Source organism: Pandoraea sp., from assembly GCF_041919235.1.
Classification (GTDB): domain Bacteria; phylum Pseudomonadota; class Gammaproteobacteria; order Burkholderiales; family Burkholderiaceae; genus Pandoraea.
Genome location: NZ_JAYRUC010000031.1, coordinates 34,778 through 47,071 on the forward strand (window position 1 = coordinate 34,778; position 12,294 = coordinate 47,071).

9 protein-coding genes and 1 tRNA gene are annotated in these 12,294 nt (G+C 57.5%); 4 read left to right on the plus strand and 6 right to left on the minus strand.

Annotation, left to right across the window (positions count from 1 at the left end):
* Position 1: 1 nt before the first annotated feature.
* Positions 2–1,279 (minus strand): efflux RND transporter periplasmic adaptor subunit, encoded by a 1,278-nt coding sequence (locus tag ACE3UG_RS20410; RefSeq protein WP_374627335.1) that lies wholly within the window; start codon positions 1,277–1,279, stop codon positions 2–4.
* 303 nt (positions 1,280–1,582) lie between these two features.
* Between ACE3UG_RS20410 and ACE3UG_RS20415 the strand changes: the two genes are divergently transcribed.
* The gene (locus ACE3UG_RS20415; RefSeq protein ID WP_374627337.1) at positions 1,583–2,455 is read left to right on the plus strand and encodes a LysR family transcriptional regulator; all 873 of its coding nucleotides are present in this window, start codon (positions 1,583–1,585) and stop codon (positions 2,453–2,455) included.
* A gap of 125 nt (positions 2,456–2,580) precedes the next feature.
* On the opposite strand, the gene ACE3UG_RS20420 is transcribed toward ACE3UG_RS20415, so the two are convergent.
* From ACE3UG_RS20420 to ACE3UG_RS20430, 3 genes are all read right to left on the minus strand, one after another.
* Complete coding sequence (locus ACE3UG_RS20420; RefSeq protein ID WP_374627339.1) at positions 2,581–3,039, minus strand: YaiI/YqxD family protein; 459 nt, start codon at positions 3,037–3,039, stop codon at positions 2,581–2,583.
* Positions 3,040–3,200: 161 nt separating this feature from the next.
* Positions 3,201–4,364 carry an alpha/beta hydrolase family protein gene (locus ACE3UG_RS20425; RefSeq protein WP_374627341.1) on the minus strand — a complete coding sequence of 388 codons (1,164 nt, stop codon included), beginning with the start codon at positions 4,362–4,364 and terminating at the stop codon, positions 3,201–3,203.
* 673 nt (positions 4,365–5,037) lie between these two features.
* Positions 5,038–5,117, minus strand: a tRNA-Arg gene (locus ACE3UG_RS20430).
* A 124-nt stretch (positions 5,118–5,241) separates the two neighbouring features.
* On the opposite strand from ACE3UG_RS20430, the gene ACE3UG_RS20435 reads away from it, so the two are divergent.
* Positions 5,242–6,513 (plus strand): tyrosine-type recombinase/integrase, encoded by a 1,272-nt coding sequence (locus tag ACE3UG_RS20435; protein WP_374627343.1) that lies wholly within the window; start codon positions 5,242–5,244, stop codon positions 6,511–6,513.
* A 293-nt stretch (positions 6,514–6,806) separates the two neighbouring features.
* Entirely contained in the window at positions 6,807–7,814 is a 1,008-nt protein-coding gene (locus tag ACE3UG_RS20440; RefSeq protein ID WP_374627345.1) for a hypothetical protein, read from the plus strand.
* A gap of 99 nt (positions 7,815–7,913) precedes the next feature.
* Here ACE3UG_RS20440 and ACE3UG_RS20445 read toward each other — a convergent pair whose 3' ends face one another.
* Together ACE3UG_RS20445 and ACE3UG_RS20450 are read right to left on the minus strand one after the other, a co-directional pair.
* Positions 7,914–8,540, minus strand: a complete 627-nt coding sequence (locus ACE3UG_RS20445; RefSeq protein ID WP_374627348.1) for a tyrosine-type recombinase/integrase — start codon at positions 8,538–8,540, stop codon at positions 7,914–7,916.
* Between the two features lie 404 nt (positions 8,541–8,944).
* Positions 8,945–10,473 (minus strand): IS3 family transposase gene (locus ACE3UG_RS20450; protein ID WP_374627351.1). Its coding sequence is split into 2 segments (ribosomal slippage): positions 8,945–9,846 and positions 9,846–10,473, totalling 1,530 coding nucleotides; the frame shifts between segments, so codons are not numbered across the junction.
* A gap of 232 nt (positions 10,474–10,705) precedes the next feature.
* Here ACE3UG_RS20450 and ACE3UG_RS20455 point away from each other — a divergent pair.
* On the plus strand, positions 10,706–11,884 hold the full coding sequence (locus tag ACE3UG_RS20455) for an HNH endonuclease (RefSeq protein WP_374627353.1): 1,179 nt from the start codon (positions 10,706–10,708) through the stop codon (positions 11,882–11,884).
* The last annotated feature ends 410 nt before the right edge of the window (positions 11,885–12,294 follow it).

Sequence of the window (12,294 nt, forward strand, 5' to 3'; positions counted from 1 at the left end):
GTTATTGCGTCTCCGCGTTCGATGCCGGACCGGCGCGCGCAGGCTCCGCCGCATTGGCGTTGTCTTGCGGCGTCGCGTCACGGGAGATATCTGACTTGGCAGCGATATCGACGGCGTCCACCTTGCGCTTGACGTGCATGCCGTCGGAGAACTGAGCGACGTTCTGCACGATGATCTGCTCGCCGCCCTTGAGTCCGTCCGTCACCAGCCAATCGCGACCATCAATGGCCTCCGCACGCACTTTCGTGTCGCGCACCGTACCCTGCGCGTCGACCACCCGCACCACGGCGCCACTGGCCGTGCGCGTGAGCGATTCGCGCGGCACACGCACGACGTTCGGGTTGACGGCCCCCTGCATACGTACCTGCACGAACGCGCCGGGCAGCAACACGCCGTCCGGGTTCGGCAGCAATGCACGCATGGCGATGGTGTCCGTGCCCGGGTCGACCGCCAGATCCGTGAACAGCAGCTTGCCGGGTAGCGAGTATTCGCGTCCGTCGGGCAGCGTCACATGCACTTGCGGTGCGCCGCCGCTATCGCTGTCGCTGCCGTGCTGCAGCTTGCCCGCGCGCAGATCGCGCGTCATGGCGAAGACTTCGGCGGCCGGCTGCGAGAAGTTCACGTAGATCGGGTCGATCTGCTCCACACGCGTGAGCAGCGTGGCCGAGTCGAGACCGACCAGCCCGCCCTCGGTGACTTCGGCGCGACGCACGCGTCCGGCGATGGGCGAGACGACACGCGTATAGCCGAGGTTGAGTTCCGCCTTGCGCACATCCGCACGGGCCGCAAGCACATCCGCACGCGCGCGCGCTTCGTCCGCGCGCGATTCGGCGTCTTCCCGGGCGCTGATCGCGCGTTCTTCAAGCAGGCCTCGGTATCGCTCGATCTTGTCGCGGGCCGAGTCGTGCTCGGCTTGTGCCTTGGCGAGCGCACCGCGAGCGGCATCCAGGGCGGCCGACAGCGGTTGGGGGTCGATGCGGAACAGCACGTCGCCCTTGGCGACTTTCTGCCCTTCCTGATAACGACGCTCGATGACGACGCCGCCAGCACGCGCACGCACGTCGGCGCTGCGATAGGCTTCCAGACGCCCCGGCTGTTGGATCGTGAGCGTCTGCGCACGGCGCTCGACAGTCTGCACGACTGCCTCTGGCGTGGCCTGCGCGTCGTCTTCCTTGTCGCGATCCGAACAGGCGGCGAGCAGGAGGACACTGGCGATCAGGCCAACGGACACACCGGTTGGCACTCCGAAGCGGGTTCGGTAATTGGTTTTCGATGACATGTATGAGCGTTGGATTTACGACATCCGGTCGGGAGCGTCGAGACCGCGTTCGGTGCGCGGCGTCGACCCGTGGCTGAGCCAGCGATGGGGAACCGGGGGCCCGCATCTCTCCAGGGTTGCCCTAGCTGGCAGGTGCGCGTAGCGCAAAGGGGGTCTATGCCGAAGACCACCGGACCGGAAGATCCGGTCGTCTGCCGCCTCGCCTATGCTGGCGTTTCAATTTGGCGTTTCACATTGGAGCAGCGCGATTCTGCCGTGAAAATTGTGTTAGAAAAAGTTGGAACCTATCTATAAAATGGATGGATGAACTGGACAATAGAACAATTGCGCTATTTTGTGTCGGCGGCGGAGGAAGGATCGATATCCGCAGCCGCCCGGCGGCTGCGCAAGGCCCAGTCGGCGGTGAGTACAGCGATTGCGCTGCTCGAGGCCGATTTGGGATTTGAACTATTCGATCGCAGCCGTCGCAACGCGAGGCTCACCGAACAAGGTGAGGTGATGCTGCTTGAGGCGAAGGAGCTGCTGCGACAGGCCGAGGGGCTCAATCATCGCGCGCATGCGCTGGCATTTGGCGAGCGGCCGCAGTTGTCGCTGGCGCTCGACGAGGCGTTGCCATACCAGGCGGTCAGTGAACTGGTGCGCGATCTGGCGTACCAGTTCGCGTATCTGGAGTTGACATTGCTCTACGGCACGTCGACGGAAGTGGCCGAGTATGTGGAGAAGCAGCGCGCGGACGTCGGCTTCCACGTGGACCGCGGCGCCATTTCGTCCGCGCTGGGGCACAAGTACGTGGGCTCGGCCGTGCAGGGGGTGTTCGTGGCGGGCGACCATCCGCTCGCGCATCGCGATCAGGTAACGCGCAGCGATCTAGCCAAATACCGGCAGATTCTGCTGCAGATGGACGATTTCACGCCCCTGCAACTGAGTCCGTCGATCTGGCGGGCGGACAGCTCGCATGTGATCGCCAGCATGGTGGTCGACAAACTCGGCTGGGCCGTGCTGCCGATTGACATTGCGGAGTACGAGGACCTTCACGAACTGCGCTGCGACGATGTCGGTCTGTCGCAACTGCCGGTGCGGATGCTCTGGCGTTTTGGGCGAGAGCCCAACGATGTCATGCGATGGTGCGAGGCTCGATTCGCCGAATTGTTGCGGGCGATCTCGGAGGAAGGATAATCGGCGACGGGCGTCGAACGCTGGCCCCCCCCCGCCACGATGCGGCGACGAGCGAGCCAACAATACCGATGAGTTGCCGCCAACGGCGATGGGGTGCGGCATCGAGGAAATGCGGGGTGCCCCGCCTATCGAGGTGACGCGCGATGGCGAGCCAGGAAGCGATCGAGTTGCCCGGCAAACGCTTTGCCGTCGCGCGGGCTGAAGGGTGCCGGCCCGCCTGTGTCGATGCCGGCAATGCGCAGTTGGTCCATCACGTCGCGAACGCTCAGGCGCTCCTCGATGTTCTCGCGCGTGAACCAGTTCCCGCGAGGATCGAGCGCTTGCCCCTCCTTGTCGAGGACCGACGCGGCAAGCGGGATGTCGGCGGTAATTACCAGATCACCCGACTCGACCAGTTCGACGATGCGCGCATCGGCCACGTCGAAGCCCGACGGCACCTGAATCGCCTTGATGAACGGCGACGGCGGCGTGCGCAGATATTGGTTCGCGACGAGCGTCACGCGTACTTGCGCACGCTGCGCGGCGCGAAACAATATCTCTTTGACGACAAACGGACAGGCGTCGGCATCGACTAGCACTTGCATGTGAAGGTCATTCCACGGGGGTCAGGGCTATCCATCATAGGCCAACGGACGGCCTGGGAGGAATCGGGCCTTTATCGCCCCCTTATCCGGCACGCGCTTTCGGGCCTGCGATCCGGCTTTGGGCAGAATGGTCCTGTCGTGAATTACGCGATCCATGCCTATCATTCGCTGTCGAACCATGCCTTCCATTGAGGCACGGCCGTTGCGAACGTCCCTCGGTGGGTTGTGCGCCCCGTCGACACGGCCTGCACCCGAGGATTGCCCGCACCCATCGACTGGGCGTAGGTCATCGCCATCCGGCCCACACCCGTCGTGATCGCCTCATCTGCTTCGCCGTAGTAATTACGCACGGGCGAGCGTATGTCCCATCGGTAAGCTTGGGTGGCCGCCAGTAGCCTACCGTACGCGGAGTCGGCAAAGTACTGCGAGTCGAAGTAAGCCGGTTTGACAAGTTTGTGGAGATCGGTCGGGATCGCGGCAGCGTCATACGGCTTGCGCTCGTATGCGTGCTTTGCGGCTTCATAGTATTTGTCTGCAATGACTGATCGGGCAAGACCAGGCACGCCGTAGTATTTCTCGAACGAGAATACGGAAAGAATCACGATACTGTTCAGCCATGATGCGTCGAACGCGCGGGGGTAGTTCAATATGCCTTGCATCAGGGCGAACACATCGAGCGGCGCACTTGCCGTGGCGGCCGCGCTGACCTTGACACCGCTACGCTCAAGCTTCTCCAGCAACGCCATTGTGACGAATCCACCTTGCGACCACCCGGCGATAAAGAGCTTCTTTTGTCCGACGCCCAGCGCATTCATGACGTCTCGAGACGCCATGAGCATGTCGTAGGTCGCCTGCTGATGACTCGCCTTGACCATGTAACCTTCTGATTCGGTCGACGTACCAAGACCGAAGTAATCTGCGCCGACAAGCACATAACCCTGGCCTGCAAACTGCGCGATCATGAGCTGCGTCTCGGGTGACTGATCGGGGAACGACGGCACCTCCTGACGGCCGTACACGGTCCCATGCTGATAGGACACCACCGGAAACGCCTTGCCGCCTGTATCAGGTATGGCCAGAAGGCCGGATGCAAGCGTCGGCTTGTTATTCATCTCCGGAATCACCGACGAATAGGTCACGCGATACAGCAGCACCGCGTTGCGAGCCGGTGTATAGGTGACATCGACCCCCGAGAATTCCTGAGTCTTTTTCTGGAGAATGGTATCGAGCTTCTCGGTACCCCATCGTCCAATCAACTCGTATTTCACGCCAGCGGCAACCTCGCCGCCTTGAGCGACACCGGCCCATGCAGAAGCCGGTACCATGACAAGTGACAGCGCTCCGACCCACGTTGCGGTCAGGCATGCGAACCACGATCTCATTCTTTTCCCCGATTTGGCCATTTCTTACGGGTGGGCGACGATTGAGCCGTCATCTTCATGACGTCCGGAACTGCCGGAACATCCGCGCCCCGGATTCTGCGGTTCCGTGAACAGATACGCCGCCAAGCCCGCCGATCGAGGAATTATGCCGTCGATGTCGCTGCAATCACAATAAATATGCTTGCAGCGCCGAGCACTTGTGGAATGCGAGTCATTGTGCTTCCCATGGAAGCAGCGCACGCATGCCATGAGCAGTCAATGTCCAGTCAAGTGTACGCGCGACCACGTGCGTGATCAGGCCGCAAGCGGTCGCTGAGCCAATGCAGCCTTGATCACCAGGATGTCGCCCTCGAAGAAAATCGCCTTCAGAAGCGGCCCGACTGTGTCGGCGCAGCAAGTGCGACGCCCCACCGGTTCTGCCGACTCAACAAGCTTTAACGCCATGGAGAAAAGTGTATTGAACGATGGGCAAATGAGCGCGTGAACGAATCTACTAAATGATTTTCTTCACGCCAGAGGTGGTTCTGGGCACATTTTCGGCATACGCTCCTGCACGCATTCCGTCGACCATCGCCGTGACACTCAAAGGAAGAATCGTTGATTTTTTCGAATCGCGTGGCCTGCCCAGAGGGATTCGAACCCCCGACCGTCGGCTTAGAAGGCCGAACAACATTGAATTGACCGAGATTGATCGACATTCAAACATTAACCCAAATGACTGATTAACTTGAATAAATTATGATTTTTGGATTTTCAGGCGTTGATCAATGGTGACCAGAAAGGCTAGAATTTGCCTACATAGCACCTACACAGATCAGCGATGAACAAGGTCAACTTCACCAGTGAACGGGTCGCAAACTTCAGTTCAGCACCCGGGAAGCAGCAAACGCTTCATTGGGATGCAAAGACACCGGGCCTAGGCGTCCGCGTAACGTCGAATGGAGCCAAGTCCTTCATCTTCGAAGGACGCCTCAACGGCAAGACCATTCGAATCACAATCGGCGACACCCGTTCGTGGACAATTTCGAAGGCCCAAACTGAGGCAACGCGCCTCAGGCTTCTAACAGACCAAGGACGCGATCCTCGATCGGAAAAAGCCGAAGCGCAGGCAGCGGCAAGAACTGCCGAGCTACAGGTGAAAAGAGAACGATCGACGGTCTCTCAGGCCTGGGCCGAGTACCTGGAAGCCAGCAAATCGAACTGGGGGGAGCGCCATCTGCGAGACCACATCAATCTGGCGCAGCTTGGCGGGGAAGCCAAGATTCGCGGGAAAGGCCTAACCAGACCTGGTCCGCTCGCACCGCTGATGCAACTTCGACTGGCGGATCTCACTCCCGATACAGTTTCGAAATGGCTCGCAACCGAATCAGCAGATCGCCCAACCGGAGCGGAACAGTCCTATAGAAAACTGCGAGCGTTTCTGAGTTGGTGCGATGGGCAGCCTGCGTTCGCGAGCATCGCGCATGCGAAGGCATGCTCAGCTCGCGCGGTGAAAGAGTCGGTGCCCCGCCCGCAAGTGAAGACGGACTGCCTACAGCGCGAGCAGTTGAAACTCTGGTTCGCCGAAGTACGGAAGATCCCCAATCCGGTCATCTCAGCGTACCTTCAGGCCTTGCTTATTACGGGCGCTCGACGCGAAGAGTTGGCGCAGTTGCAATGGACCGATGTGGATTTTCAATGGGGAAGCCTGTCACTCGCGGACAAAATCGAAGAGGCAGGCAGAGTAATCCCGTTGACGCCATATGTCGCTCAGATGCTTGAGCAGTTGCCGCGCATCAACGGGTGGGTTTTTAGCAGCCCAACGGCCGAAGATGGAAGAATTGTCGAGCCGAGAAAAGCTCACATGAAAGCGCTGAACCAAGCCAAGCTGCCGCACATCAGCGTGCACGGCCTGCGCCGGTCATTTGGGACGCTGTGCGAGTGGATTGAGATGCCCGCTGGCGTGTCAGCCCAGATCATGGGGCACAAACCTAGTGCCCTAGCGGAGAAGCACTATCGGCGACGCCCCCTGGACATGCTTCGCATGTGGCATCAGAGAATTGAGAGCTGGATGTTAGAACAAGCAAGCATCAGGCTTGAGACTGAAGGTTAGCTGTGTAAGTCGAGACCTGGTCTCTCAGTCCGCGTCAAATCACGTCTGAGATTGCTAGGACGTCAAGTCATCAAGGGCCGTGTTCGACCCCGAACGGTCAGTTCATCAGCGATCTGTCTGATGGCTGCTTCCGCGTGTGATCGGTCGTACATAACGCGGCGGCCAGAATGAACGGTATTGTTTGCCCCTGAGGTTAGACGCCGTTATGCGGGCGGCCGCTGCGGAGCCCGATCTCGCCAGGCTTCTTACAGCGCTTGGTCTGATCAACGCCTGAACCAACCAAGGGACGCAACATGTTCGAAAACGACACCAAAAATCAACATTTTGTCACCCAGGCGGAGCAGAGGCTCAACGCCGCCAATCCCGAGGCTGACGATAAAAATAAGCGTATTTATTCGTTCAAACTTGTCGACCGCGAAAATTACGGACTTGTTCTTGAAAACTCGGACGGCAACCGCATCAGTAAAAATTTATCGGCCTCGGATATTTTCAGTTTTGATGTGGCAGGCGACAGCGATAAGCGGTTGAATTTTGAAGAATTATTTCAAAAGTACGAAAGCCATGTCGTGACGCATACCAGCAATCTTCTCGACAAGCTCAAGGCAAAAAAAGATATAAAGACCGAAATCATCGATCTTTTTTCTGCCAAATTTCTGAACTTCGTGAGAAATCCGTTCTCGGTTGCAAAGATCATCAATACGTTTCCTGGCCTTGCCGCACACGCCCCGACAAATCCAGAGCTGCTCAGAATGTATCGCCGCATTGTTGATGGAAGGAAACCGCATCAAGCACACCGATGTTCGGAACTCGGGATAAGCAATGTACAGTATCTCGAATGGCTGCGGATTCTGTTCATGTTGCTTATGCCATTGAAAAACGGGCAGCCCAATTTTTTTGATCAAATCATAAAGCAATTATTTGAAGACCGGGACAATTACCTAGCCGTCTGGGTCTGTGAATATGATCACGAAAGCTGCCTACTTCCTGACCGAGGATATAGTCAGCCGATTCCCAATGGCCCGCATATGGCATTTTCTTTCAATCTGCATCGGAATGCTTTCATAACCTATATTTTTGCCGATCCCCGTACGCTTCTCGACGGCAAGGCGCATCCCGAGTTCCTGGACAAGGTGCTTGCTGATCGAAAGTCGCTTCCCCATAAGCCGATTGATGTTCAATTTTTTCGTAACAACCGTGAGCTGCTTGCCATCTATAACGGGCACGTCGTTTACCAGTGTCACGAACGGGTATTTTGCGCGGTCAAAGATGGACTGATCCTGCCTCAAGGTCGACGTGAATGACCCTTATGCGATTGGATACGCCTCTCGAGTGTCCATTGTCGGCATTGGATGACCGACTGCTGATGGCCGGTAAGCGACCTCTCGCCGGCCACGGCACCATCAAACCTCAGTCCGCTCAGCCATCTCAAGGGCATCGTCGACCTCAATGCCGAGATAGCGAACCCTGCTTTCCAGCTTCGTATGTCCGAGCAGCAACTGCACCGCCCGAAGGTTCTTCGTTCGCCGGTAGATCAGTGACGCTCTAGTCCGACGCATCGTTTGTGTGTCGTATGCGGTATCGTCCAGGCCAATCGATGCAACCCAGCGATGTACCATCCGCGCAGATTGCCGCGTCGACAGATGCGGTGACGCATGCAACCGGCTTGGAAACAGATAATCCGCAGACTTCAGTCCTCGCGCTTCGATCCACGCCTCGGGGCTATCACGAGTTTGTTCCGTGATCTCGAATTGGACCGGCCTCTGGGTCTTCTGCTGCACGACTGTCGCCCTGGACGCCACGCGGCTTCCGTGACGGACATCCTGGACCTGCAGTCGCGTCAGATCGCACGCTCGTAGCTTGCTATCAATTGCGAGATTGAACATCGCGAGCTCACGAACTTTCGACGCCATCTGAAGTCTCGTCCGGATCGCCCAAATTTCCCGGAGCTTTAACGGCGGCTTCTGGCCGGTGAACTTGCCCTTGTTCCACGGCACGCGGTGGACACCGACGCCGCTCTCGGATTCCATGACAATCTCCTTTCAAGCGAATCGAGATTGAGTGTGCGCCGCGTCGGGCGGTCGCAGCCCGACGCATCTCGCCCCCATACTCTACGCTGCAGACGATTGAAGGTCATTGCGAATCGGTCATTCTCGCGCTGAAATGATCCAGACTGAATGAGCGAGGGTTAACCGTGACGTCGAGGCCAGAGTTTCGAACGGACTTGTAGTGCCGGGCGGACACTGTCGCGCCGGCAAACATTCGGCAATCCGTTCAGATCGAAGGCTCACGACCTCTTTTAGCCATTCGACGTAGCGACCTGAGCTTCCGGTTTTGGGGCACAACGGACGCGCTCTCACTTCGTTCTTGTTAGCGCCGATGTAAAACTGACCCACCGGGGATGCGGTTATTTTCTTGGACTGATTTACGTCGTTCATCCGAGGCTTTCCCGGTACTCGATGGGGCTGAGATAGCCAAGGGAGCCCTTGATCCGTTTTTCGTTGTACCAGCGAATGTAGGCGTTCAGTGCCTCTACGAATTCCGCGATGGTCGTCGAACGCCAGCCCCCTGGATAGAACATCTCGGTCTTCAGCCTTCCGAAGAATCCCTCACAGGTCGCATTGTCTGGTGAGCAGGCTTTACGCGACATGGATCGGATCAGATTGGCCTTTGCAATTCGCGATAGCCAGCCAGGCCAACGGTAGTGGCCACCTCGATCGGAATGCACGATCGGCTTCTCATCGTCCTGGGTCACGGTCTCGATAGCCGCATCTAACATGGTATTCACGAGCTCGGCGTCGGGGCTTGTACCAATCGTCCAGCTGACTACCATGCCATCGAAGCAGTCGATCATGGGCGATGGATATACCTTCCCCGCCGGGATCTGGAACTCGGGGATATCCGTCAGCCACTTTTCGTTGGGGGCGGTAGCGTGGAAATCGCGATTGAGGATGTTATTTGGAGCAGGACTAATTTCCCCGACATAAGAACGATATCGGCGCCGCTTGGGCCTGTTTACGTAGAGGCCACCTTGTTTCATGAGGCGACGCACGACTTTCTCCGATAGGAATACCCGCTGTCTGCTGAGCGCTGCCTGCACCCGACGATAGTCGTAGGATCGGTGATTGTCCTCGAAAATCTCCGCAACGGTACGACGAACTTCGGCATATTTGTCGGCAACCCGCATGGGCGAGCGATGGTAGAAGTAGGAGCTGCGCGCCAAGTCCAGCTGTTCAAGCAGCTCCGCCAAACCGTATTCCTCTCTCAGGGCGTCAACCAGCGTCGTCTTCTCCCGATTGCTCAGGAGTTGCAGGTCGACGCCCAGGTCTTTTTTTGAAGTTCATTCGCCTTCTTCAACAGGTCCTGTTCAAGCTGCAGATTGCGAATGTTGCGCTGGAGCGCTTCGACCTGCCGCTCCAGTTCGTCTCGATCTGTCTCAGCGGATGAGCCCTTGTCGCGTTTCATGGATGCAGAGGCCTGTCGGCCGAGTAACTGATTTTTCCAGTTGTACAGCGTCACTCTGTCGACGTCCAGCTTTCGCGCCACCGCCTGCGCACTTCCTTCCCGTGTGCACAGTTCGTACACCGCAGCCTGCTTGGACACCAATGAAGCAGCTGGTGGGCCGGCCTTTCCAACCACGCGTTTTTTGGTTTCCGGATAGCGCTCGCGAACCCACTCCGACAGTATCGGGCGACAGGGATAGCCCAATGTCCTGAGGGTGAAGGCGAAGCAGCGTCCGTGGTTGACGTAATGCTCGAGTGCTACGTTCTTCTGTTCTTCTGAGTACTTCGACTTTACGCGAACATACCCCCTCTGCAGATCGCCACTCTTCTCGAATTCGTTACACCACGCCTTGAGAGAATTCTTCGTCGGGTAACCCAACTGGCGAATAGTCGCCTTGCTGCGATTTCCGAGTTTCAGGTACAACTCGACCGCCCGAACCCGTTCTTGGTATGAATACATGGACTACCTCCAAAGTAGTCCAAGATTTTGTCCGCATCCCCGGCGGGTCAGAATTCAGTCGGCGTTGACACGTTCTCATCGGACAGACACCGACGTCGGCGACTCTATGATGCGGCTTGAAGTAGCCATTGGCGTTCGCTGTAGAACCTCTCTGGTAGAAGTCGAGAATGGGGCGCTAGGGTGCTATTCTGTCGCGCCGAGGGTGCCAACGAGAAAATAGACGGGGTATGGGATGGAAAAATGCGTTTTCTGCGACAGCGATTTACTACCTGGCAGCGAAGAACATGTGTTTCTTTCGGCACTAGGCGGTAAGATCGCCACCTACCGAGCGCTTTGCGAGCCGTGTAACAACGCCTTTGCGAATGCTCAGACAGGAAAAGTGGACGATGCCTTGGCGAAGGGATTTGATGAGTTACGCAACGGCCTAAAGATCTGGTCTGGTCGAAATGGGCCACCCCCTACCCTGATCAAAGCGGGAACAACGCCTGAGGGGATCGAATTTGACCTTGCTCCCGGCTTCGTACCAGTCGTTCGTGCCGGTCGCCTGCCGAACCAACTCCCGGTCGGCTCTGAGCATACCCTGGCCGCACGCGACGAGGCTGACGCAAAGCGGATGCTCGACATCTTAGCGAAGCGCGGTATCTCAGCAAAAGTTGGTAGCGCGACGCACGTACAGAAGAAGGTGGGGCAAGTACACAGATCACTTTCTTTCGATGGTCCCAAAATTTGGAGATCCATCGCCAAGACCGCAATTGTTAGCTTCGTGGTGCTATATGGCAACGAGCAAGCGAGGCGGTTCGTATCTCCTGAGTTGCGGCGAGCGGTACGACATGGAACTCCTAACATCGCGAACTTTGCTGGCTGGGATTTCACAAATGAGTGGCCTGCGGTCGTCAGTTTGGAGCCGCATTCAAAGACGCCTCAAGCGCGGCCATCTGGATTCGAACATTCCGTCGTCATTGCCGATGTCGGCGAAAATAGTGTGGCCTACGTTACGCTGTTCGGCGGCTTTCGCTTTTCGGGTGTCCTCGGTACCAGAACGCATCTAACCGTGCGCGGGCTCGCGATAAATCCACGCGCGCCAAGACCCGCGAGATTCATCGTCAATGCTCGCGCGCCTGAGAGGTACGCACCGAGGTACGACGGATCTTTGGCCTCCGAGCAGGCTCAGGTTCAAGGGGGGATCCAGCAGGCGTTTGGATACGCCATGCAGACGTGGCAGGAAGAGGCGCATGCGAGCTACGCGGAGGAACTGGCGAACGATCTGCGTGCCGGAATAGAACAAGCCGGAGAAAGCGAGGCCGCTAGGACATTGGCAATCAACGAATTTGTCATGAAATTGGCTGAAGTCGAACTGGGTAGTGGCTGGTCTACTGACTTGGGCAACCTCTTCATTGAAGATGATCAGTAGAAGACTTGCGCAGGCCGATAATGTGATTTGCATCATCGGTCGGTGAGTGACCGGCAACCGAGCGACGCCGTCGCTCCAATGTCCGACACACGAGATTATCGAATGACACTATTTGGCCTACTGCCGTCTTCAGTCCACTGGAACCAGGCAGACACTTGCAATTTTCAAGAGCCACAATTCGCCGTTACTCAGAAAGCAGGCTTACGGAAGTGACATTCTACGTCGTCGAATCTTGGTGTTTGCTTCAACCCCGCCATCACACACAAGTCACTTTGTAGAGATCGGGGGGTGTCAGAATTTCCGTGTTCAAGGCGGGTTGAGAATTACACGGACGGTCGAACGAATCGATCCGCGTAAAGGATAGCGAATTGGTTCATTGCTGTCTTCCAGTCCTTGGCTGCGCGGCCCCA

What these genes read in the sequence shown, in the direction of transcription:
- ACE3UG_RS20410 (WP_374627335.1), bottom strand. Translation starts at nt 1,279, where the DNA reads ATGTCATCGAAAACCAATTACCGAACCCGCTTCGGAGTGCCAACCGGT.
- ACE3UG_RS20415 (WP_374627337.1), top strand. Translation starts at nt 1,583, where the DNA reads ATGAACTGGACAATAGAACAATTGCGCTATTTTGTGTCGGCGGCGGAG.
- ACE3UG_RS20420 (WP_374627339.1), bottom strand. Translation starts at nt 3,039, where the DNA reads ATGCAAGTGCTAGTCGATGCCGACGCCTGTCCGTTTGTCGTCAAAGAG.
- ACE3UG_RS20425 (WP_374627341.1), bottom strand. Translation starts at nt 4,364, where the DNA reads ATGGTACCGGCTTCTGCATGGGCCGGTGTCGCTCAAGGCGGCGAGGTT.
- ACE3UG_RS20435 (WP_374627343.1), top strand. Translation starts at nt 5,242, where the DNA reads ATGAACAAGGTCAACTTCACCAGTGAACGGGTCGCAAACTTCAGTTCA.
- ACE3UG_RS20440 (WP_374627345.1), top strand. Translation starts at nt 6,807, where the DNA reads ATGTTCGAAAACGACACCAAAAATCAACATTTTGTCACCCAGGCGGAG.
- ACE3UG_RS20445 (WP_374627348.1), bottom strand. Translation starts at nt 8,540, where the DNA reads ATGGAATCCGAGAGCGGCGTCGGTGTCCACCGCGTGCCGTGGAACAAG.
- ACE3UG_RS20455 (WP_374627353.1), top strand. Translation starts at nt 10,706, where the DNA reads ATGGAAAAATGCGTTTTCTGCGACAGCGATTTACTACCTGGCAGCGAA.